21 protein-coding genes and 2 pseudogenes are annotated in these 24242 nt (G+C 37.2%); 3 read left to right on the forward strand and 20 right to left on the reverse strand.

The features are described 5' to 3' along the window. Nucleotides 1-13: 13 nt before the first annotated feature. The 18 genes from CYJ36_RS07560 to CYJ36_RS07645 form a co-directional block, all read right to left on the reverse strand. Nucleotides 14-1546, reverse strand: coding sequence for an extracellular solute-binding protein (locus CYJ36_RS07560; protein ID WP_101566392.1), 1533 nt, complete (start codon nt 1544-1546; stop codon nt 14-16). Between the two features lie 99 nt (nt 1547-1645). Continuing rightward, nucleotides 1646-2515, reverse strand: coding sequence for a carbohydrate ABC transporter permease (locus CYJ36_RS07565; RefSeq protein ID WP_101566394.1), 870 nt, complete (start codon nt 2513-2515; stop codon nt 1646-1648). After that, a complete protein-coding gene (locus CYJ36_RS07570) occupies nt 2516-3493 on the reverse strand; it encodes an ABC transporter permease (RefSeq protein WP_101566396.1) in 978 nt (325 codons plus the stop codon). Between the two features lie 179 nt (nt 3494-3672). Further along, on the reverse strand, nt 3673-5940 hold the full coding sequence (locus CYJ36_RS07575; RefSeq protein WP_101566398.1) for a helix-turn-helix domain-containing protein: 2268 nt from the start codon (nt 5938-5940) through the stop codon (nt 3673-3675). A gap of 218 nt (nt 5941-6158) precedes the next feature. Beyond that, nucleotides 6159-6647 carry a YhcN/YlaJ family sporulation lipoprotein gene (locus tag CYJ36_RS07580; protein WP_101566400.1) on the reverse strand — a complete coding sequence of 163 codons (489 nt, stop codon included), beginning with the start codon at nt 6645-6647 and terminating at the stop codon, nt 6159-6161. Between the two features lie 85 nt (nt 6648-6732). Next, entirely contained in the window at nt 6733-7521 is a 789-nt protein-coding gene (locus CYJ36_RS07585) for an STAS domain-containing protein (protein WP_101566401.1), read from the reverse strand. Nucleotides 7522-7817: 296 nt separating this feature from the next. Then, nucleotides 7818-9197 (reverse strand): sensor histidine kinase, encoded by a 1380-nt coding sequence (locus CYJ36_RS07590; RefSeq protein WP_101566403.1) that lies wholly within the window; start codon nt 9195-9197, stop codon nt 7818-7820. Beyond that, nucleotides 9194-9874: a response regulator transcription factor gene (locus CYJ36_RS07595; RefSeq protein WP_101566405.1), complete on the reverse strand. Its 681-nt coding sequence runs from the start codon at nt 9872-9874 to the stop codon at nt 9194-9196. Before CYJ36_RS07595 ends, CYJ36_RS07590 begins: the two co-directional genes overlap by 4 nt. A gap of 115 nt (nt 9875-9989) precedes the next feature. After that, on the reverse strand, nt 9990-10685 hold the full coding sequence (locus CYJ36_RS07600) for an ABC transporter ATP-binding protein (RefSeq protein WP_101566407.1): 696 nt from the start codon (nt 10683-10685) through the stop codon (nt 9990-9992). A gap of 1 nt (nt 10686) precedes the next feature. Continuing rightward, nucleotides 10687-11721, reverse strand: a complete 1035-nt coding sequence (locus CYJ36_RS07605; RefSeq protein ID WP_101566409.1) for an ABC transporter permease — start codon at nt 11719-11721, stop codon at nt 10687-10689. A gap of 702 nt (nt 11722-12423) precedes the next feature. Beyond that, nucleotides 12424-13764, reverse strand: a complete 1341-nt coding sequence (dsdA, locus tag CYJ36_RS07610; RefSeq protein ID WP_101566411.1) for a D-serine ammonia-lyase — start codon at nt 13762-13764, stop codon at nt 12424-12426. A gap of 92 nt (nt 13765-13856) precedes the next feature. Then, nucleotides 13857-14729: a Cof-type HAD-IIB family hydrolase gene (locus tag CYJ36_RS07615; protein WP_101566413.1), complete on the reverse strand. Its 873-nt coding sequence runs from the start codon at nt 14727-14729 to the stop codon at nt 13857-13859. Nucleotides 14730-14858: 129 nt separating this feature from the next. Continuing rightward, the gene (locus CYJ36_RS07620) at nt 14859-15641 is read right to left on the reverse strand and encodes a DeoR/GlpR family DNA-binding transcription regulator (RefSeq protein ID WP_101566415.1); all 783 of its coding nucleotides are present in this window, start codon (nt 15639-15641) and stop codon (nt 14859-14861) included. 28 nt (nt 15642-15669) lie between these two features. Continuing rightward, complete coding sequence (locus CYJ36_RS07625; protein WP_101566416.1) at nt 15670-16683, reverse strand: ABC transporter ATP-binding protein; 1014 nt, start codon at nt 16681-16683, stop codon at nt 15670-15672. Beyond that, a complete protein-coding gene (locus CYJ36_RS07630) occupies nt 16683-17555 on the reverse strand; it encodes an ABC transporter permease (protein ID WP_101566418.1) in 873 nt (290 codons plus the stop codon). Before CYJ36_RS07630 ends, CYJ36_RS07625 begins: the two co-directional genes overlap by 1 nt. After that, entirely contained in the window at nt 17552-18490 is a 939-nt protein-coding gene (locus CYJ36_RS07635; RefSeq protein WP_257962417.1) for an ABC transporter permease, read from the reverse strand. Before CYJ36_RS07635 ends, CYJ36_RS07630 begins: the two co-directional genes overlap by 4 nt. Before the next feature lie 31 nt (nt 18491-18521). After that, nucleotides 18522-19355, reverse strand: a complete 834-nt coding sequence (locus tag CYJ36_RS07640) for an alkaline phosphatase family protein (protein WP_101566422.1) — start codon at nt 19353-19355, stop codon at nt 18522-18524. Continuing rightward, complete coding sequence (locus CYJ36_RS07645) at nt 19345-20457, reverse strand: ABC transporter substrate-binding protein (protein WP_101566424.1); 1113 nt, start codon at nt 20455-20457, stop codon at nt 19345-19347. The genes CYJ36_RS07640 and CYJ36_RS07645 overlap by 11 nt, the downstream gene beginning before the upstream one ends. A 143-nt stretch (nt 20458-20600) precedes the next feature. On the opposite strand from CYJ36_RS07645, the pseudogene CYJ36_RS24345 reads away from it, so the two are divergent. Further along, a pseudogene (locus CYJ36_RS24345) lies at nt 20601-20756 on the forward strand (recombinase family protein); the annotation flags it as partial. Nucleotides 20757-20843: 87 nt separating this feature from the next. On the opposite strand, the gene CYJ36_RS07655 reads toward CYJ36_RS24345, so the two are convergent. Continuing rightward, nucleotides 20844-21629, reverse strand: coding sequence for a glucose-1-dehydrogenase (locus CYJ36_RS07655; RefSeq protein WP_101566426.1), 786 nt, complete (start codon nt 21627-21629; stop codon nt 20844-20846). A gap of 15 nt (nt 21630-21644) precedes the next feature. Next, nucleotides 21645-22496 (reverse strand): GRP family sugar transporter, encoded by an 852-nt coding sequence (locus tag CYJ36_RS07660; RefSeq protein WP_101566550.1) that lies wholly within the window; start codon nt 22494-22496, stop codon nt 21645-21647. Nucleotides 22497-22913: 417 nt separating this feature from the next. Here CYJ36_RS07660 and CYJ36_RS07665 point away from each other — a divergent pair, with 417 nt between their 5' ends. Next, complete coding sequence (locus CYJ36_RS07665) at nt 22914-23120, forward strand: hypothetical protein (RefSeq protein ID WP_142382690.1); 207 nt, start codon at nt 22914-22916, stop codon at nt 23118-23120. 91 nt (nt 23121-23211) lie between these two features. Beyond that, nucleotides 23212-24236: pseudogene (locus CYJ36_RS07670) on the forward strand (IS1595 family transposase). Nucleotides 24237-24242: the final 6 nt, after the last annotated feature.

The raw sequence follows: 24242 nt of genomic DNA on the forward strand, positions 1-24242 counted from the left end.
CCTTTCTTTCCCTTTATTTAGCTCTTTCGTATGCTTTCTGATGAAGCTCGATATATTCTTTTACACCAAGTTTCTCAAGCTGCTCTTGGAATTTCTTGTAATCTACTTTTTCAGCACCCATGACCCATTTTTGCATCGTTTCATCACGATACGTTTTTAAGTCGGCTGCGATTTCAGTCACTTTCTTTTCTTCTTCTTCCGTAAAGGAGAATGGCGGCAATGGCTCAGCAAAATATTTATTTGCGGTATATTCTTCTATACCTTTTAATGCAATCGGATTCAGCCACTGCTTTTCATATTCGAAATCTTGATGGTAGGAGAAGATAATCTGAGATCCCTCTCCGCGAAGCGTTGTCGGAACATCAGGCGTGTTTAGAATTTCTTCTTTGAATACAGGCTTACCGTCAACAAGGTCATACGTCTCTCCCTCAACCCCATAGTTCATAAGACGGCGGCCTTCTTCTGAATAGAAGAAATCAAGGTATTTAATGACTCTGACAGGATCTTTCGTTGAATGCCCAATGGCAACCCCGGCATTGTCTCCAAACGGATTACGTACTGTTGGTTCCACTCTCTCGCCTTCTGTATTTTCCGGCGGAGCAAAGGTTTCCCATTTAAACCCTTCGATTTGATCTTTTAAGAGGCTGTTATAGCTGGCAGTGCTTCCAAACCAGTCATGGCTTATTCCTCCAGTGTTATCGCCAAGCAATATATCTCTTGCTTTGGCTCCTCTTGTAAAAATCTCTGGGTCGATCAATTTTTCTCCGTACCATTTTGCCAAACCTTCAAGTGCTTTGCCATAATTCTCTTCATTTGGGCCATACTGAATCTTGTCTCCATCTAAATACAAGTCATGGCGTGCTCCCCATAAAATCGTTAAATCTCCAAGACTTTCAGGAAGTCTTGAGAAGTAAGGAATTTCATCCTGCTTACCGTTTCCGTTAGGATCCTTTTCTTTAAATGCTTTTAAAACTTCATATAATTCTTCCGTTGTATTAGGTGTTTTAAGTCCAAGCTTTTCCATCCAATCCTGTCTGAGGAACCAGCCTTGCTGTGCCTGGCCATCAGCTAAAAATGGCACAAAATATAAATTCCCGTCAGAAGCTGTTGCGAATTCTTCCAAGCCATCCATGTCCTCTAAATACTTCTTAATATTTGGCGCATGCTCCTCTATAAGGTCATTAAGAGGCATGAACGCTCCCTCTTTTCCGTATTTCGTTAAATCAGCCTTGGTCCCGTGAACCAAATCAGGAATTTCGCCTGATGCAATCATTAAATTAAAGGCTTCCTGGCTGTCAGTCGATGTTTTCGGAGCGGTTCCCTTTAAATTTACATTTGTATATTCTGCAGCTTTTTTAAACGATTTCCAATCATCATTAAAAATGACGAGACCATTGTTGTAATGGAGATGAATTTTCATTTCCATTGGTTTTTTTGAAGCTTCACTATCTTCTGCAGGCTTTGAATCTGTTCCTGCACTTTGATTCGAACAAGCTCCAGCCGTAAGCAGCATACTTGAAAATAAAACGAGTGCTATTTTCTTCAAAATGATTTCCCCCTTCTAGTTCTTTTAACAATTAAATAAATCCATACCGCATCACTTTTGTTCCCGGGCTTATGACAACCCCCTTTCAGCTGAGAATCACTATTCTTTAATTCCACCGATCATTGTTCCCTTCACGAAATACTTCTGCAAATATGGGTATACCGCTACAATCGGAAGGATTGAAACGATAATCGTGGCATAAATAACGGTTTCAGCTGAAGATTGTGATGCAACATCAAGTGAGTTGGCCATATCTTCCTTCACGCTCATTTCAACGATCAGTTTTTTCAGCAAAACTTGAAGCGGAATTTTGCTCTCGTCGGTCAGCACAATCATAGACCAAAAATAGCCATTCCATCTGTTGACTGCGTAAAATAATCCTACTGTAATCAATGCTGGTTTAGATAATGGAAGGAAGATCTTCCAAAGTATTTGAAAATCATTGGCTCCATCTACTTTGGCTGATTCCTCCAACGAGTCTGGAACCGATTGGAAAAAACTCCTCATAATAAAAACGAGAAACGTCGATACCGCAAACCCTACAATGATGGCTGTCCTAGTATCAAGCAGCCCGAGTGTCTTTAAATTCAAGTAAGTTGGAATGATTCCTGCATTAAACCACATTGTGAATGCGATAAAGAATGCAAAGAAACTTCTGCCCTTTAACCGTTTTTTTGACAGCGGATAGGCACCGCAGATGGTAACAAACATACTGAAAAGTGTGCCAACAACTGTGTAAAAAATCGTATTGCCATACGCCATCCATATTCCAGGCTCTGTTAATACCTGTTTATACGCATCAAAGGTGATATCTTTTGGAAGGAGGAGAACATCCCCCTTAATTACAGCATCCGCAGAACTGATTGATGCTGAGAAGACATAGATGAATGGGTAAATGCAAAGAAGGGCAATCAAGCTGACTATTCCATAAATCACGATATCTGCTGTTTTGCTTCCAGGTGATTTCATTTACCACAGTCCTCCATTCTCGCTGAATTTTTTCGTGATTTTATTAGCTGTGACAACAAGAATGAGACCTACAACTGCATTAAACAATCCAGCTGCTGCTCCAATTTCATATTCTCCGCCCTGCAATCCTGCACGGTAGACATACGTATTGATGACATCTGCTGTCTCATACGTAGCTGGCTGGTAGAGCAGAATAATCGCTTCATATCCGACTTCCAAAAAGCTGCCGATGTTTAAAATAAACAGGATTAAGATCGTTGGAATCAGCCCTGGCAATGTTATATGAAGCATTTGCTTCCACCTGTTGGCCCCATCCATTTTTGCTGCTTCATACAGCAGCGGATTGATCCCGCTGATTGCCGCAATATAAATAATGGCGTTGAAACCGACATCTTTCCAAATATTCATTCCTACAAAGATGGATCTGAAATAATCGGGCTCAGTCAGAAAGTATATTTTATCCATACCAAGTTTATCTAAGATGATGTTCACAAGCCCATTGGATGGTGAAAGGAAATTTGCGACAATCCCCGCTACAACGACAATGGAAATAAAGTGAGGGAGATACGTAAACGTCTGAGCAAACTTCTTATACGTTACTGAGCGGATCTCGTTAAAAAGAAGGGCAAGGATGATTGGTGCTGGAAAAGCGAACAGCAGTGTATAAAGGCTGATCAGCACAGTATTTTTAAGTGTGCGATAAAAGTAATCGCTTTCAAAAAACGTGACGAAATTCTCCAATCCTACCCAGGGACTAGCTGCGATTCCCTGAAAAATACTGTAATCTTTAAACGCAATCTGCAGTCCATACATTGGCAGATACAAGAACACTAGATACCAAGAGATAAATGGAACGAGAAGAAAGTAAAGGTATTTATCTCTGCCAAAACCTTTTTTGATCCGCTGCAGCCTGGGGATCTTAGGAATAGGCACCCTGGCTTCTTTTTTTTGTTGGAGCGGCTGAATTTCACTGTTCATTCATTTCTTCCTTTCTGTAAGGTCCCCTTTTCGTTTGATTCGATCGGTTATCCTTACAATAGCCCATAAATAGCTGCTCTTCTATCTTCAGTTTTTTGACAAATCACGAATTTTCAAGCAACGCCATATAGAATCAAAAGAAATGATGATCATCTAAAAAAGTGCCGATTTCCGGCACTTTAGGACGTTTTTTCATATTGGCCTGGAGAAAGACCCACATATTTCTTGAAAATGCGAATAAATGTATTTACATTATTAAAACCTACCATTGTTGCAAGCTCGCTTATTTTCACATCACTGTTCGCAAGTATTTCTTTCGCAACCTTAATTCTGTACATATTCAAATATTCTTTGAAGTTCTCGCCTGTTTTCTCTTTAAAAATAGTGCTTACATAACTTGAGGATAGATTAAAATGCTCTGCAAGATCTGTTAATGAAAGATCCTTTTGAAAATTCATATGAATAAAATTCATTAATTGATCTGCAACAGATAAATCCGTTTGCTCTGTTTTAGCCTGTATTTTAGTCAGCAGCAATTCAAAGAGGCGGCTAATCGTATCTTCAAGCTTCCTTTTGCCGCGGATTATTTCGAGTTTTTCATAAAGATTTTCTTCTTGATTAAAGTTATTTCTGTCTGATTGGCTGACTTGTGACAGGATCCGATTATATGAGGCTGAAATGGCAAAGACAAAACGATTCAAAGCTGCTTCGTCTAGCTGGCGGTTATAAAGGTTATCCTGTAAAACATTCTTCAAGATGGCTAATGCCTTTTCTTTTTTTCCGCGCAAGCTTAAATCAATTAAATCTTTCTCTGTCTCAAGAGGGAAATAATAGCTGCTTTGTTCAAACTCCTCTACATCTTCAAATGTCACAATACTCTTGCGCTCTATTGTGTACCTGTATTCCAGCAGACTGCGCACTTGTTTATATCCGCGCTCAAATTCTGCAGGAGATTGAACAACCTCGCTGATTGCAATGAACATCGTCGATTGCAGTCCTTCATCTAAACTTGCTTTAAATTTATTCAGCCATTCCCTTATTTTTTCCAGCTGTACTTCACTAGTCAAAACTGCCAATTTTTCACTTTCCATCTCAATTATTTCATAGAAGTTGCTTAGCTCCAGATGTTTTTTCAAGTAATTCAGCAGCTGAATTTTCAAAGTAAGGATGCCTTCCCTGCTTAGTGATTCACCCCATTCTTTGTAATGAGTAAACTCAAACAAGATTACTCTTCCTTCTTTTAAAGCTTTGAGATCAAACTGTTCCAGCTTTATAGATATCTGATCGTTTTCAACAAGCCCGAGCAGCAGGTCTTTCATAAATTTATTTTTAAGCGGCAGCTGATTGGTCTCGATCGTTGAACGCAATGTTTGATTAACAGTTTTCATTTTTTCTGTAACAGAATAAATGAAGGAAAACTCGTCTTCACCGACACTTTCTTGTCCTTCTCTTAGATGATCGAGCACTTTTTTGACTGGCCGATACGTGTAATTCACAATGACCAGTGTAATCAGAAAACCGGACAATAAAAACAAGACATAAACAGGCAATGATTCTGCAAGCATCTCCCAAAACGAGAGGCCAAATTCATTCTTAGAACTGAAGTACAGGTAGTTCCAGTCTTTTAAGACTTCAGAATTCATGGTCTTAATGGTGTATTCACCCGATGTAAGCTGTGTATCTGTTTCAGAATTTGCACTCTTTTCAAAGGCCTCCTGCAATACGTGTTTAGTTAGAACATCATGCACTGACAAAGAAGGCAGCATGGAATGATGGCTTGTAATACGGTTGCCGGATGTTATGGCAAATCCGGTGTTTTCAACATCTGTTAATTCAGGAAAAAAGTTCCTTTTGTGAAAGGATAGAAAGAATACGACATTGTTTCCACTGCTGATTTTTTCCTTTTTCAGCAACGTGACATAAGGGTTGCTTTTATCTTCGCTTGCGAGTGTGTACATATTATATTGACTGAAACTGTTCTTTTTTCCTGCCAAGTATTTTGCAGCCTGCTCGTTTTCTTCTTTACTTAAACCGAGCTGATGAAAATACCTTGCCTTTTTGATTGTCATATCTGGTGTAACAATGAGATCATCATCTGATTTCATCACACCGAGTTTGTATTCAAACTGACTGAATGCATTCGAGTTTTTTTGCAGTTCCTTGTGAAGCTCGCTTACATAATAGTATTTAAGCTGTTCATTTTGATTTTCACTGAAATTTTGGAATGCTTCCGTAGACCTTAACTGATTAATTCCGCTCAGTGCAACTTGCAGACGGTTATCTATATTCTCTTTCGTCTGCTTTAACAGCTCCTTTTGGCTTTGTTCTCTCTCATAGCTTGAAAATTCGTGATTTTTTAAATAATAAACAAACGTTACTGCAGCTGTATAAGCAAATATGACCCCCATCATACATAAAAACAGCTTCCAATAAAACTTGTTCTTCATACGATTTCCCCCTCCTGACCATATGAAGTACGGTATAAGTTAAATAGATTACTAGTTATCATAAAGAATGCGGATTGTTTCAGACAATGTGTATTTTTTTAACTGAATCACGATTGCTTTTGATTACGGTTGTATATCCCTTAATTCTCCAATGTTAAAGTGATTCCTGCAAAAAAAAACAGACCAATTTGATCTTTTCCTGGTCTGTTCTTTTTATCCTATTTTTCTTGTGGGAAAATCCGCTTAATCATTTCATTAAATTCATCCGCAAGTCCTGAAATAGGCTGTCCATTTCTGATTTTTTCAGCATAATCATTCATGCGGTCAAAAAAATCAGGATTTGCGGACACGTAAACATCCTTGATATTGTTATCTGTAGATCTGACTTGGTCTGCGATTTTATCCTTTATTTCCTGCGTCAGTTCAGTTTTTGGATCACCTTCCAAAACGACTGCTACATATGCATTTTGATCTGTTACAATAACATTCGCATATTTTACTTCTTTTAAATCAAATACCTTTTTTGCAGCGTTATCTGCCACATCCATACGATCTTGTTCTTTTGTTTGCTCATCATACGTCACATTTTTCAGCTCATTATTCATGAGATTGTCATTTTCCCGTGCGTTATCATTCATTGCACAGCCGGCACTAAAAAGAAGGGAAAAAGAGATTCCTGCAGCAGCAATCATCTGTATTTTTTTCATTCATATTCCTCCAATCATTTAATTGCCATTATTCTGTGCTAAGACTTGATTTTTATACAAAAAATAAGCGAACAGCCAATAGTGGCTAATCGCTTATTTTCAGAAGCTGGTATCCTTTTTCTTTCCAGATATAATTGATGCCTTGTTTGAAGGATTGAAAGGTCCTGACATTTATTTCAATTCCATTTAATGTAATATGCTGCACCAGCTTCGGGCTGAGCCCGACAAAAATGGAATCAGTGCCCATAAGCCTTAGAGATTCTACGATTTGATTTAGCTGGCAGGATATCCTTTCTTCAAAAGTATCACCTATCCCGGTAAAATCAAAAATCACATAATCAGCACCTCTCCTGGATGTTTCCTGCAGTATCTTAGCATTCATGCTCTCCATTCTTGCTTCAGTAAGAGTTCCAGTCAATGCAATTAATAAAGCAGCATCAAGAGCCGTTCCAATAATCGGCGTGTACATTTCCTCCATCAATGCTTTTCCTTCTTCGATGACATTCTCATATTGCGTGACATCACGCCATGTTAATACAAAGCCTGTCTCATTATTTTCATGGTCTTTTAACCGATCAACAACGATCTGAGCAGTAAAATGATTGAATAATTTGATTTGAGCTTTGTGAGGAAAAGGTCCGTTCATCAAGATTCGCTGCTGCCGCTCTCCGTGGAATTTTTGCACATCGTATCCAATAAAAGTATCAGGATTTTCAATCCCGACAAACGGTCCGACTTTTTTTAATATCTCTCTGGCAGTCTGATTGAACCATATAATTTTAAAATCATTATCTGCAAAAATGAGGCCCTCTCCTATACTGTCAAGCAGGGCATAGACGTTCATGTTTTCTAAAATCGATGTATTTGCAGTCACCTCTGCGTCCCCCTCATCTCTCTTTTCCATCTCTTTCAATTATATACATTTCTTTAGGTTTGAAAAGAAATAGGTGATTATGCTTCTTGTATTAATAGAGAAGAACAAAAAACAGCTCCCAGGAAAGCACCACTTCACCACATGTAAAATATTTTTATAAATGAGCACTCTTCTCATGTTCTTCTATAATTTACTCCATGAATATGAACAGCAGATAATTAAAAGTTTACAAACAAAAAGTCATTCATTACCGATTGGCAATTCCATCAGCAATGAATGACAAATTGAAATCATGACTAATTAACAGGTAATTCAACAATAAAAGTAGTCCCTTCTTTTTCTATACTTTTCACATTAATATGACCATTATGCAATTTCACAATAGTCCAAACAATTGATAAACCCAGTCCTGTTCCCTCGACCGTTCGTGTACGTGCGGTATCTGCCCGATAAAAGCGATCGAATATCCTTTCTATCACTGCATTATTCAATCCTATTCCTGTATCCTTAAAGGTTATGAAGATCCATTCTCCTCTTTTTTCAATCGATATCTCTATGCTGCCATTCGCTTTATTATATTTAATGGCATTTGATAAAAGGTTATCCCAAACATTATTCAGTAAAGATGGATCACCTATGATTTCCATATCCGGTAAAGAGTAGCTAAGCATTATACTTTTTTCACTTATTACCCATTGATAATTTCGCACAACTTCCTTAATTTGCTGCCCAACATTGAAGGGGTTTTTCTTCATAATTTCCTCATTTCGATCTAACGAGGCAAGAAGTAATAATTGTTTTGTTAAAGTAGAAAGCCTTCTAATTTCACCGTTAATGATAGAAACGTATTGGGTTCGTTCTTCTTTGCTCATAGATCTATTTTCCAATAGGTTCGTATATCCTTTTATATTAGATAGAGGTGACTGTATATCATGTGAAATATTCGAAATGAATTCCTTTCGCATATCATCCATTTGTTCCAATTTTCTTACCATTCGTAAAAAACTCTGGGAAAGTTCTCCCAACTCATCATGCCGAGCAGTATTGAGTTCAACATTGAAGTCACCATTTGCAAGTGATTTTGTAGCCATAGTTAGTTTTGAAATAGGCTTTACTAAATATTTTGTACTAAAAACGACCATGAACATGCTCAGCATAATCGTTAATGTAAGCAGCCATCCAAATAAGAGATGCATCTCATTGAAAAGGAGTTTAATATCTGGTCTGATGAAAAGAGCATAATTTCTTCCGTTATATTCCAATGGAACACCTATTGTATTTTTCAATTCATTAGCGAAAAAGCCTGTTACAAATGTTTCCTGTGGAAAATGAAGAATTCCATGATTAATATTACCGTTTAGTACATGCTCTTGCGTTGAAACAGAAAGACTTTTGTCCCTGAATGGTGCGCCAAAAAAAGCCTCTTCTCCAAAATTATCAACCAAATAAATTTGATATCCAATTGATGAAATATGTTCCAGGTACTCTTTTAAGTCGATATTTGGATACTCGTCAGTAAACGCAGTGATAGATTGGGCAATTTTTGTGACTTTTTTATCGTTATAGGGTTTTAATTTTTGCTGATAATAAGTATTGGATATTAAAAAAGCAAAAATACTACTTAAAATCATGATTCCAATTGTAATTACAACAAATTTTACATAAAGAGATTTCATTCGCGTTTTGCCTCCAGTGAATATCCAACCCCGCGTACTGTTTTAATTTGAAAATCATCCGTCAATTTAGAAAAACGTTCTCTTAACCTTTTTATATGAACATCTACGGTTCGTTCATCTCCTTCATATTCTAAACCCCAAATATGTTCAATTAGGTGGTCTCTGGAAAACACTTGCCTATGTTTTGACATTAGAAAATACAAAAGTTCAAACTCTTTTAAAGGTAAAAGTATAGTTCGGTCTCCGATTTGAACATCATAGCTTTTTTTGTTTAAAGCTGTACTGCCTATGCGAACAATAGATTCATCTAGCTGATTATCATATCGCCGCAATAAAGCTTTTATACGAAAGCTTAATTCTTTCGGTTCAAATGGCTTAACTAGATAATCGTCCGTTCCTGCTTGAAATCCTTGCACCTTATCCTCGATTTGATTTTTAGCAGTTAAAAGGATGACTGGGATATTATACTGCTTTCGAATCTCTTTCGTTAGTGTATAGCCATCCATAAAAGGCATCATCACGTCAACAACTGCTAAATTACACATTTTCTTATTAAGGATCTCCAAAGCTTCAATTCCGTCTTTTGCTTTGAATACTTTATAACCTTGTTCAGATAAATGGATATTTACAAGCTTTAAAATATTCATATCGTCGTCAACAATTAGAATGTTCGTCATAATGTTTACTCCTATTACATAAAAATCACTATATTTTTTGGAAACCTATGTCCATCGCAATATGGCAGGACTGTATAATAAATATTAAAAGCGAATTTCAAGCCTTTTCCCGAATCTAAAGGATTGAATCTTCATTTTGCAAAATTAGACCATCGCTCATTTTAATAATATGATCAGCATAAGAAAGCATTTCTTTGTCATGAGTAACCATTAAGGTAGTAATGTTAAGGGTTTTAGTTAGATCCCGGATTAATGACATAACATCTTTAGACCTTTTTGAATCTAGACTTGCAGATGGTTCATCTGCAAAAAGAACTTTAGGTTTATGGATAATTGCACGAGCAATTGCAATCCTTTGTTTTTCCCCACCGGACAATGAAGACGGAAAGGCATTTTTCCGATGAACCATTTCAACCAATTTTAGAATTTTTTCAATTTCTTTTTTTTGTTCATATTTCTTTAATTTCGACTCGGAAACATCCAGCATTAACAACAGTTGCTCTTCTACTGTAAGAAAAGGAACGAGATGTGCATATTGAAAGACGAAGCCGAATTTACTTGCTCGTATTTTCCGAATTTGCTCTTGATTCATGGTATTCATATTTTTCCCCTCAAATATTATCTGACCATTTGATGCGGGTTGAAGTCCTGCTGCTATTGTTAACAGTGTACTTTTACCAGATCCTGAAGCACCCACTAATGCCGTTATCTCGCCTTTTTTAAGAGAAAGATTGATTCCTTTTAATATTTCTTCCTTTACTTCACCATTAATGAACTCTTTTTTAACTTCATTAATTGTAAAAAACCCCATATTAAATCTCTCCTTGTTGAATCGCTCGTAATGGGTCGACTTTTTTGATTTGTATTCCTGAAAGTGTAGCTCCAATAAATCCAATAATTAAAAACACTAGCGACAATTGCGTTGTTGTTTCAATGGATAAACTGAAAGGCATTCCTTTAGGTGCAATCAAATTAAAAACTTGACTGATTGCCATAGATAAACCAAGTGCTATTGCTGTAATAAAAAGCATTTGTGTCCACATCATTTTGAATATGGCACTTGTTTTCAATCCGATAGCTTTTAATATGCCGTACATTCCAATTTTTTGGACATTCATCATATAGAAGAAAATTGCGAACAACATTCCACTAATCACAAGTAAAAACCACACAATCATATTAAGGGTCATCTGTTCTGCATTATAACTTGGAATCGTATTGAGAAATTGTTTCTTAGAAAATGATTGTAATTCAGTTACTTCTTGTGCTTTATCCTTTCCAGGTACGAAAACCAATTGCATTTCCTCTACTCTATAAATTTCTTTGTAGTTCTCTATATTAATAAAAGCGACAGGTGCATGGCTGAATTTCTTTTGGTCAACAAAACCTTTTACAATAAACTCGCCACTAAATTGATTGTTCGTTAAAATATCTCCAACTTTAATACCTTTATCCTCCATTGAGCGATCTAGTATGATCTCCCCGTCTTTGACATCCTTAAACAACTTTGAATTAGTTGAGGTGACAAATGCAACGCTTCGTTGTTTGCCATTCTTATCATTCAAAAAACCCATTTGAATTGATAGTGCTGTAGAATCGTTATGTTCGTTTAACAATTTTTTCTGGATACTACTATCTATTCTTGACAGATTATAGGTTTCGTCTGCATCTGCATTCATATAAAATTGTCCGTTTGGTAAATCTTTAATTAATGCTGCATTGTCTTGTGATAATCCATTCGCCAAACCAGAAATAATAAACGTTAATAAGCTAATTAGAAAAACAATTGAACCTAAAATCAAAAACTTTACTTTATTTTTCTTAATTTCTTTCCACGCAATGTTCATAATTAATTCCTCCAATCTCTTTTTTACATCCTTAGAATAAACCTCCTATATGAACAGTGGATGAACAAATCTTTACATTTAAAGCGAAACTGCATTATTTTTTGAATGGAAAAATCAATAGACCATGAATGGTTGATATGAGTGAATACAATTTTGTCCAGGATACGGAAAGCCTGAAACAATATACAATTGATTTGGGAACCTTACTAAATAATCTGTCCCTTTATTAAATCCGGAATATGACACTGCTCTCGACTTAAACTTTTCTTATTTATTTTTTTATAAGGATTGATACCAACTTATTTGTACAGAAAATCTCAAACTCTCTGAACATGATTGTTTTCATCAAAAAAATAAAAAAAAATCGTTTTTAAGATCTTTTCTTTTATATAAAGAGAAAATACCCTTCTTCGGGCAGTACCAGCGAAGCTGTCAATTCCCAAACAAGGAATAGCAAGTGAATACCAAATATTTTTTGCATATGAACGAACAGAACATTATAGGTAATTATTATATTGAAATGTTAAAAACTTGTTTGGATATGAAGCCTTCGGAATGACTTCCCGAAGGCCTCTTTACAAAACATCTGCAATCAAAAGAAAAACTCCAGCTCAAAACTGAAGTTATCTTAAATCTGCTTCCTATCTTTAGTCATTTAATTTCCCTTGTTTAGAAATACAATTCAAATCGGAACTACAACAATTAATGTGATAAGGTTATTCCTTTTTTATAATATTCGTTCATCATTTCTTTAGGAACCATACTTCCGCCGGTAGCCCACATGAGATGTACAGCATTTTTCATTTTATCTGTTAAGTTATGATTTTGTATGTATTCTTTTCCTTCTTTCTCAGTCCATAACTTTACCGGCCCGATTACACCGGCTAATGCGGAAGGCTCCAGTTGAATGTTTTCTGTATCAACCAATGCGCTTAATAGTTTAAATAATTCATTATCACTTACAGTATAACTTCCGCTTAATAAAGGCTCGATGGTTCGACCAACGAATCCTGATGGCCTTCCGACAGCAAGGCCGTCTGCTGATGTGATATTGTCAATTCCAAAATCTTGTACTGAAACTTTATCATGCAGCCCTGTTACTAGCCCAAGTAACATACATGGAGAATGTGTAGGCTCTGCAAAGAAACAATGTACTCGATGTTGATACATTAGTTTTAAACCAAAAGCCACTCCTCCCGGCCCACCGCCTACTCCGCACGGAAGGTAAACAAATAGTGGATGGTTTTCATCTACAGTTACATTTAAATCTTCTAATTGTTTTTTTAGTCGATTCGCTGCCACCGCATAGCCTAAAAATAAATCACGAGAGTTTTCGTCATCAATAAAGTAACAATTCGGTTCGCTATCCGCCTGCTTTCGGCCCTCTTCTACAGCTTTGCTGTAATCTTCCTTATATTCGATAACTGTTGCTCCCTTGCTTTTAAGAAGATCTTTTTTCCATTTCTTTGCATCAGCAGACATATGGACCGTTACATTAAATCCTAATTTGGCACTCATGATACCTATACTTAACCCAAGGTTGCCTGTAGACCCCACTGCAATTGAGTATTGAGAAAAGAAGTTTCTGAGTTTTTCACTATCAAGGATGGAATAATCATCATTTACCGTTAATAAACCATGTTTAAGTGCCAACATTTCTGCGTGTTTCAACACTTCGTAAATGCCACCGCGTGCTTTAATGGAACCTGAAATGGGAAGGTGGCTGTCACATTTTAATAAAAATGTCCCCTCTAATGGATGCTCATACAAGCGTGATAACTGCTGATGCATCGCCGGGATGGGTACAATAGGAGATTCAATGATTCCGTTTCGTTTTCTTGTTTCAGGAAAAACTTTAGCAATGTAAGGAGCAAAACGCTTTAACCTTTCCTCGGCATCTTTTACATCTTTCTCATTAAGCGGTAGTTTTTTTAATCCAGTTTCAAATGCTTCATATTTAGGATTTGACCAAAATACTTCCTTTGCAGCAACTAACTCGTTTAGTAAAGGATATTCTTTTATCCAATCTTGAATCGTTTTCATCTCTCTTCTCCTCCATTGGGACTGTATCTGCATAGTGTCATCTTAATGTCCAGAAGTCGTTTTAATACTTGTGCCCCTGCAATAAATGACACTTATTTTTGAACCACGAAGTTCTCCATATATCTATAAATCGCATTAGCTACCCCATTCTCATCATTTTTAAGGGTTGTCGTTGTACAAACCGTTTTTATGACATCTTTCGCATTTCCCATTGCTACGCTGTATCCAACTTTCTGGAACATGGATAAATCATTGTTGCTGTCCCCGATTGCCATAGCTTGCTCTAAGGAGCCATTCATCGAGAAAGCCAATTTTTCAAGGGCCGTTCCTTTTGAAGCGCTTTTACTAGTCATTTCAATGTTATGATCAGCAGATGAAACAACCATCAACTCATCAAACTTTTTGAATTGGTTCCATGCTTCCTCTAATTTCTTTTTATCAAAAGAACATGCTAAAATATTATAGAATTCTTCCTCCTGTTTTAAGATATCATGATAGTTTTCTACTAAAACATATCCAAACTGGTCAAATTGCCTTTCTGCTACTTCAACTAATTCTTTCATATCTGTACTCAAATCTGCGCTTTTCAAACTTTTAATCTCATTATGGAAATGTTCTCTTCCTTTTTTAAGAGTATAAATAGCTTTATCAGTATACACTTCGTAATAATAATTCCGTTCATCTAACCATTGGAGAATAGATTCGACACGATCTTTAGTTATTGTAATAGAAGAAATGCACGTTCCGCTTTTTGAATGAATGGTCGCGCCATTTGTCCCGATTACAAATGGGGAAATCCCGGCTTTTTCACAAATGGTTTGAACATCAAAATAAGCCCGTCCTGTTGAAATAACTACTTCAAAGCCTTTATCTTGGGCATATTGAATCGCCTTTATATTTTCTTCACTAATTTCATTCTGGTCGTTTAATAATGTTCCGTCTAAATCTATCGCAATGAAACTCATGCTTTTGGCTCCTTTTCTCATTCTATCTATTAAATTTTCTTTCTAGCTTTTTACCTGCTATCAATAAAAATCTATCAAAAAAGAGAGAGAACTCCCTCTTCCGTCTCGATATGTCCTTTTATGGATAGACTATGCTTGAATCCAATTGATTTCCTCTAATTTTGAATGATTTCTCCATTCCTCAGGAAATGGCTGCTCGCAGACAATCACATCGACTTTTTCTAGAGGACAAACTTTACAAAATGTGTCGACACCAATTTTAGAGTAATCCGTTAGCAATATAACTTGCTTGGATACCTCGACCATCTTGCGTGAAACTAATGTTTCATGTAAATGATAATTACTAACCCCGCTTTGAATGGAAACACCGCCAGCTGAAATGAACGCTTTATCAATATTAAATTGATTTAACATTTGTTCAGTGAGACCGCCGCATATAGATTGATGTTTTGGATCAATTTGTCCTCCCAGTAATAGAATTTGTCCTGTAAACTTATTTTGATTAAGCAATTCGGTTAACAAAGACGACACAGGAAGAGAATTAGTTAAAATTGTAATGTCTTTTTTATTTTCAATACACTGCGCAAATTCAAGCATGGTTGTTCCTACATCTATGGCAATCACATCTCCGTTAGAAATGAGTTCAACTGCCTTTTTGCCAACCTTGACTTTCGCATCTTGATTCACCGTTGTACGCTGTTTGAATGGAGGTTCCTCAAATTCAAAGACTGTTTTAATCGCTCCGCCGTAAACCCTCTTTAAAAGTCCTTTTTCCTCTAATATCATCAAATCGCGTCGAATTGTTTCCTCTGAAACATTAAATTGATCAACTAATTCCATAACTTTTACTTTTCCAATTTTGTTCAGTTCTTTTAAAATTTCATTCTTTCTTTCTTCTGGCAAAACAGACATCTTTCTTCCTCCCACACTCATCAATAATTTATAAAATAATGCATTCTTTCTTCGGTACAAGAATATGAACGCGTGCTCCTTGCTCAAACATTTTCTCACGGTGGTGAAGATAGTCTACGTGGAAAGCGGACTCCTCTGTTTCTACTTCATATCTTAAAACATTCCCTGTCATGGAAACATCTTTAATAAACCCGTTAATTCCCCAGTTCTCTTGTAAATCCAAGCTATCCTCACCAACAGAAACTAATTGTAAAATTTCAGGACGTATGGCGACTTCATTCCCCTTTAATTCTGTACTGTGAACAAGTTTATGGAAAACTTCCATATTACAAACATTATAATTTCCGATAAATTTTGCAACAAATGAATTGACTGGAGATGTATAAATTTCTGATGGAGAACCGGATTGTACAACTTGTCCTTTATTCATGACAAAAATTCGATCAGACATCGTCATTGCTTCTTCCTGATCATGAGTAACAAAAATAGTTGTAATATTTAATTCTTTCTGTATTCTCTTTAATTCTTTTTGCAAACTTTTTCTGATTTTAGCATCCAATGCGCTTAACGGCTCATCCAAAAGCAGTACTTTCGGCTCCATGACAAGCGCACGGGCAAGAGCAACCCTCTGCTGCTGCCCGCCAGATAATTGATGAGGATAAGACTCTTCTTTTCCTATTAAATCAACCATCTCAATTATCTTTTTTACTCTTGATTTACTATTTTTTACCTTCTTCATCTTAAGGCCGTAAGCAATATTATCAAAAACGGTCATATTTGGGAAAAGTGCATAAGACTGAAACACCATACCGACTTCACGCTGACGCGGTGATAAATTAGTAATATCTTTTCCATCAATTAAGATTCTTCCTGCATCAACGCCTTCAAGCCCCGCAATGGAACGCAATAATGTACTTTTTCCGCATCCGCTTTGCCCAAGAAGTGTAGCAAATTCTCCTTTTATTAATGTTATAGAAATATCGTTTAAAACGACTTGATTTTCATACCCCTTACTCACTTGATCGATGGTTACATAGCTCATTATTTTTCACCTTCTAAAGCAGTATTTTTATGACGGTGTTGTTTTTTAAAAAATAAAAGAATTCGCTTCTTATTTGTCACGACAGGATTTTTTTCGTTTCTAAATGTAAGTTTTAATACAGTCCCCGTTAAAAGTAAAATCACTGAATAATAAGTAATAACAATTGCACTTGTTAAGTGACCGCTGCTGTTTAATTTGTCAGCAAGATAAATTTGAATGGTTTCAAATCGGCCCCCGACAAGCAAATTGGCAAAAGCAAACTCACTAAATAAAAGAGCGACTGATAATAAGGTAGACACTAAAATCCCAGATATAATATTAGGAAACACCACTGTGCGAAACGCCTGAAATTTTGTAGCACCCAGTAATTCAGCTGCATCAACAAGCTGCACAGCATTAACCGTACGAAGACTGTTACGAATACCTTGATACATAAATGGCAGAATGGTTATAAAATAAGCACCAATTAAAATCCAGGGTGTTCCGGCAATTTGAATGGGTCCATCTGAATATACCTTGATTAATCCAACAGCTCCAACAATAGGAGGAATTCCATAAGGAAGCATAGCTGCTGCTTGCAGCAATCCTTCCCATTTAGCGAAATATACTGTGATGATAAAAATAGTCGGAATCATAATAACAACACTAAGACCGACAGACATGACAATTAAAAACAGTGTTCGTTGAAAAGCATCATAAAACCGTTCATCTTGAAATAATTCAATATACCATTTCATTGTATAACTCTCAGGCAAAATGGTATGATCCCATTTACCGGCAACCGAGAATAAAAATGTTCCTACTAGCGGAATTAATAAATAGACAACTAGTAATCCAACAAGCACTTTATGAAAAGTCAATGAAGATTTCATCGTAAATCCCTCCTAATGCGGCGCATCATTCGTTCATTGAACCACATCGCCCCTATCATGGTCGCTGCTAGAAGCACTCCCATCGCACTGCCTAGCTGAGGCTTTAATGCAACGTCACTAGCAACTAGAGAAGCAATTTGCAACGACAATAAGTTATAGTTGCTGCCGACCAAGGCATAGGCTGTAGCGTAAGCTCCCATCGCATTAGCAAACAAAATACTGAATGTACCTACAATACTAGGCAATAGAACTGGAATCCCAATGTGAAGCCAAAATGATAATGTTGACCCTCCTAATAATGAAGAGGCTTCTTTCCATTGTTTCTTAATTCCTTGATAAGACGGGTAGATGAGCATAACAGCAAGCGGAATTTGAAAATAAACATAAACAAGAATGAGGCCCGTCCATGAATATAAATTAAAATCTGCAAACACATCCCAGCCAATCATAGAAAAAAGCAGCGTAAACAACCCATTGTTTCCAAGTAAAATAATATATGAAAATGAAAGGGGAATCCCCTCAAAGTTCGAAGTCATATTGGTAATCATCAACAGGCGATTTTGTATTTTTTGTGAGAACTTTGTAAACGAATAGGCAGCAACGACTGCTATAATCACAGAAGTCACAGCAGAAACTAAGGAAATGACAAGGCTATTTTGAATGGCTTGCAAGTAAAATTCACTTTTAAATATGGTAATGTATTGATTAATCGTAACTTGAATTCCATTGTCTGCATAAAAACTATTTTTAATCATTGCCACTAATGGTCCTATTTCAAATCCAATCACAAACAATATAAATGGCAGTAAAAGAGCTAATAAATAAATTTTTTGTTTTTTTATTTTTCGCAAGACTTCTCGCTCCTCAATGTTCTCTAACAATTTGGGAATTGGTTTAACAGTATGTTCGCTAAACCAATTCCAATCAACCTTCATTCTTCATTTTAAAGTTGAATAATGTACCTTTTTAAAGGATTATTTTTCCTTTCAGACCTGGCAATTGATATGAAATCATTTTATTGGAAGGCTCAATATTTAAAAGTTCACAAACGAGCGGTGCAAAAGCTAATTGCGGAATCACTTCACTGTAAACGCCAGGCTCAACTTTTGGACTAATGATAAAGAGCGGGACATCGCGCTCACCATCAGTTGTGCCGCCATGGTTGCCATATTCACTCATTCCATGATCAGATGTAATTAAAATGTGGTAACCTTCTTTGATCCAAATTGGCAAAAGTTGTGCCAGCAAGCTTCCCATTTTTAAGATTTGTTCACGATATTCTTTCGATTCCGAACCGAAAATTTCTCCTTTTACATCTACACCGAGCGGATGAATATATAAAAAGTGCGGGTCATGCTTTCTGCGCAAGGCTTCTGCATCCATTAACACATGACTGTCTGGATAGTCATCATCCCAATAAAATTTTCCATATTGAATCGGCTGAGATTCATCCTCTTGCTCACGATCTTCAATAAAATGGAATGGCGCGCGATTATAAAGTTCGCTTACCCAGTAATACGATACCGTTCCGTTTCTTAAGCCGTTTTCTTTCGTAAGATGGAAGAGACTTTTCTCAGTAGATAAGCGAACTGCCTGATTGGACGTAATTCCGTTCACTGATGCCGGTGTACCCGTTAGTAACACTTCATATAATGGACGGGAAAGACTTGGGAGTTCCGACTTTACTTTGTAAAGTGCTGCCTGATTTGTTTCAACTAGATGCTGAATAAATCCAAGAGCCTCACATGCTTTGTCATATCTCATACCATCAACAACAATTGCGATTACTTTATTTGACATGGACTAACACCTCTTCTTGCCAAATCTGCGGTAAATTTTTAGCCGTTTCTTCCCAAGCTTTGTAATCTTTAATTGGTTTTGCTTTTTTGTACTGTTCTTCTGGAACCATTTTTTCAGCTACTTCTTTCGGAAGTTCTACATCGCGAATTGGACGCGCAAACCCTTTAGCTAAGTTAATTTGTCCTTCATCGCTTAAGATATATTCTCTAGTTGCCATCGCTGCATGGGGATGCTTTGCATATTTGTTAATAATAGTTGCATAGCCGCTTACGACTGAACCTTCACTTGGAATGGTGACTTCAAATTGATCGCGGTTGATTTGGTCAGCGTAACCAAGGGCATTGAAATCCCAAACAAGGGCAACTTCCACTTCCCCTTTTTCGATGTTAGCAGGCTTCGCATCAGTTAAGCTAAGGCGGCCTTGCTTGGCAAGCTTAGTAAAAAAGTCAATTCCTGGTTGTAGATTTGTTTCATCACCGCCGTAAGCGATAGCGGCAGCAAGAACGGCCATTTGGTTCTGTGTACCACGCTGAACATCTCCAACTGTTACTTTGTAATCTCCTTTTAATATGTCATCCCAAGACTTTGGCGGGTTATCCACTAATTCTTTATTAGTAAAGAATGCAATCGTTCCTTGGTAGCCAACAACCCAATCGCCGTTGTCATCTTTTGCCCAGTCAGGTACCTCGTCCCAATTGGAAGTTTTATATGGAATCGTTAATTCTTTTTGTTCCGCAATTGGTCCAAAGGAAATCCCTACATCGCCGATATCTGCTGTTGCATTCTCTCCTTCAGATTCCATTTTGGCAATCTCTTCGGCACTGGATAAATCTGTATCATTGTGTTCCAATGTATATTTTTTCATCACTTCATTCCACGTTTCTCCCCAGTTAGCCCATGAATCAGGCATACCGACACTATTAATGGTTCCCTCTTCTTTTGCTTTTGTTTCAATTTCTTTCAGGGTTAACGAACTTGCATCCTTAACAACGGGAGCTGCCTCCTCTTTAGTAGCTCCGCAAGCAGCTAATCCTAGTACACTCACTCCTACCATCACAGCTTGAATAGACTTGTAACATTTCTTCTTGAATGTGTAATTCATAAAAAGTACCTCCATTTATTTGTGGGATTTTTAATGTTTATTACTGTTTATTACGGTTTAATCATAATTACTCAATATAAACCCCACATTAATCCAATGTTAAGATATTGTAAATCAGTACTTTCTTTGTGCAATTCATCTTCAGTTTAAAGAAATGCTGGCTTGATACAACAACAGCATATGGGTTTATGTTGTTTACTATCTTTGGGGTATTGCTCAATTTGAAAGAGATTTAATTTCTGAACGGACAAAAGAAGGGATTTTAGGCTGCTGGGAAATGAGGAAAATATCCTGGAAGGTGAAAATTGATTACTTCAGCACTATCTGTCCTCTACCAAAGAAAAGACCTGCAGCCGTAGTTCAGCTGCAGGACAATAACACTTAATTTACCCTTTCCCCGCCTGGAAGCTGGGATATTTCGTCATCCCGCCATCAGCATACAGCGTTATTCCCGTAACATAGCTTGCTTCTGAGGAGGCGAGCCAGGCAACACACGCTGCAATCTCTTCAGGCTTTCCAATGTAACCCATCGGAATGAGTTCAATGACATCTTTTTTCGCTTCAGGATCTGCAAATTTTTCAGCATTGATTGGGGTATCAATTGCACCTGGTGCAATATTATTTACGCGAATGCCTGTTGAAGCGTATTCCAATGCCAGCGTTTCTGTCAGCAGTTTTATACCGCCTTTGCTTGCAGCATAATGGGCAAAGTGAGGCCATGGGATTTGCTGATGAACGGATGACATGTTGATGACAGAGCCTTTAATATTATGATCCAGCATGTGTTTAATCGCTTCTCTGCTTCCGAGAAAAGCACCTGTTAAATTTGTCTGGATGACTTTATTCCAGTTCTCAAGCGAGAGTTCTTCAGTAGGAATTTCAGCTTGAATTCCTGCATTGTTCACCATCACATCTAATGTTCCATACGTATCAACTGCGAATTGAACAATTCTTTTTACGTCATGCTCCTGTGAAACATCTCCCTGAACTTTTGAAGCCTCTCCGCCTTCTGACTTAATTTCCTCTATAACAAGATCAGGTTTGTCATCCTCTGTCAGGAAATTGACGACCACTTTAGCCCCTTCTTTAGCAAAGCGCTGGGCAATCGCTTTTCCAAGTCCTGATGATGCACCTGTAACAGCAACTACTTTTCCATTTAAGCTTGGATACATGAATGATTCCTCCTGTTATCGTTTTGTATAGCCGAGTAAAACTCCGCCGGCAATAATCAGTACACAGCCGATGATGACAAAGATGATCTGTGTTTTTGTTTTCTTTTCTCCAAGCAGGAAAATACCGCCAAGAGTCGAGATGATAATTCCAGTTTGTGAAAGGGAGAAGCTTGTCGCTACCCCAATTTTCGGCAGGGACAGCAAAAGTCCTAAATTTCCTGCAGCCCACATTAAACCTGTTAAAATATTTCGCAGAGCGTATTTATCAAACGGTTTATGTCTTGCCGTTAAAGCGATTGCAGCTGCTACCATGCCAATCGCCTGAGGCAATATCGCAGCCCAGCCATCGATCTTAAAGTAGCGAATAATAATGACATATCCTATGTAGCCAAGTGATGAAATAAATAAGATGAGTAACCCTTTTTTAAGACTGTTCCCGGCTTCTTCATCCGCTTTTTGACCAACCGAAGTAAAGATAACTCCCCCGATAATCAATAGAATCGCTATACTGCCTAAAATGACAGTCATCGTAGTATCCCATTCTTTAAATAGAAGCACACCGAACAATGTTGTTCCCACCAGCTGCATTCCAGTAGAAATCGGAACAGTTTTAGAAACTCCAATGTGTTTGACGCTCGCCAGCTGGTTTAGCTGCCCCACTGTCCAGAAAATACCGGAAACGATCCCGATTGACCAAACGAGAGGTGTTAAATCTGGATTTGAAAAGAAAAACATGATAAGAGAAAATAAAAAAGCGCCAATCGTAATTCCTAATGTCTGACTGTAAGCATTTCCTCCAAGCTTTACACTGACGAGTACAAGACTTCCCCAAGCAACAGCCGGAATCAATGCAAGAAGTATACCGATCATGATATGTTCCTTTCTGTTTATAGATTCTAAGTATGTTTTTGTCTTAGCGTGTGCAAAGACGCAACTAAAGCGGAGGTGCCTTGGTCAGCTCGCGAAGAAAATAGGAATTGACCTGGATTAAATGACGCACCCTGGGAATCACGTGTCATTTAACCGGAGAAGGCGCTTTTTGCCTTCTCCCCCGAGCAATTGTCTATTTCACAGTGAGCTAGGCACCGTAGCTGGAAGTTGAAAACTATCCTTCATATCTGAACTTAATTTTTTATATAGTTTCCTACAAGTTGATTAAAAAAACACTCTATTACGTAAAACTCTTAAACATTTCCACTAAGTTTGCGAAAATAAACTTTTTTAGCAGCAGTTTAGAGAAATTGATTTTCTTTCATACTGTTAGGAAGAAAGGTTGAGGTGAAAATGGAACAAGTATTTATTGAATATGGATATGGAGAGTTTTTCGACAGGTATCGCTATCCAATCGAAATGTCAGGAATATTGGAGAATATCGAGGAGGAGCAGCTGCATTGCTTTTTCGGAACATTTGAATGTGATACATTTGAAAATTTTGCCTGCTTATTCACGGTGTTCATGTCAATGAGAGAACGAAACAGGCATCTCCTTTAAATTAAGGCTCTGTTAAAGGTAAATGTTGATTATTTGATACTTGTCTGAAATCTTGATATTATTAGAACGAGTGTTTGGGGAGGTTGTCAAGGTGAGCAAAGCGTTTAGCAACTTGTTAAAGTATATCGACAAATTACCACACACCCAAAAAGAACAAGTCTATCAATGAGTTAAACGCTATGTTGGACCTTCTTCCTCTGCTGGAGGTCGTTTTTATCAATGAAATGAGAGAAACTCGCTTCAAGGAAGGATTTGAGTGTCCTCATTGTTCATCAGAACACGTTGTTCGGTTCGGAAAATATAATGGTCGGCAACGGTATCGCTGTAAATGTTGTGGCAAAACTTTCACTGAACCAACACCGTCTTGTACCGTACTCGAAAGGGCAACGAATGGATTACCTTTGTTGATTGTATGTTCAAAGGATATTCCCTGCGAAAATTGGCTGAAATCGTAGGGGTTACTTGGTTTACTCATTTTTATTGGAGGCACAAACTGTTAAACGCCTTGAAACAAATGGATTTTGAACAATTTGAAGGTATCGTTGAAATTGACGAGACCTATTTCCTATACTCACAAAAGGGACAACGTGGTATTACTGACCGTAAACCTCGTAAACGTGGCGGTAAATCTAAGCACAGAGGAATTAGCCACGAACATGTTTGTGTTCTCGTTGCCAGAGACCGAACAAAAGGAACCATCTCAAAAGTTACTTGTATGGGGAGGATTGTGAAAACCAAAGTCGATACTTTAATTGGTTCTAAACTATCTAATAATAACGTGCTAGTACCGATGCTTGGAGAGCATACAAAACCTATGCAAAAGAATAAGGTTTAGAGCATTATCGTATTAAATCAGACGATGGTAAACACGTTATTAAGGTCTTAAATCACATCCAAAATGTCAATGGTCTTCATTCTCGTTTAAAACGTTGGATAGACCGATTCAAAGGTGTAGCTACAAAATATCTTGATAATTACCTTGCTTGGTATTTATTTGTCGATAGTCGTAGTAACGAAAGCACTAAACAGCATATTAAGGAATTTCTATTAACATCATTTGATTCTTTCGCTAACAGGTCAATTATTGAAAATAGAACAAGAAGTTATTGGCACTGATAACTT

Origin of the sequence: Bacillus sp. UMB0893, from assembly GCF_002858905.1 — a bacterium.
Classification (GTDB): Bacteria; Bacillota; Bacilli; order Bacillales; family Bacillaceae; genus Bacillus_P.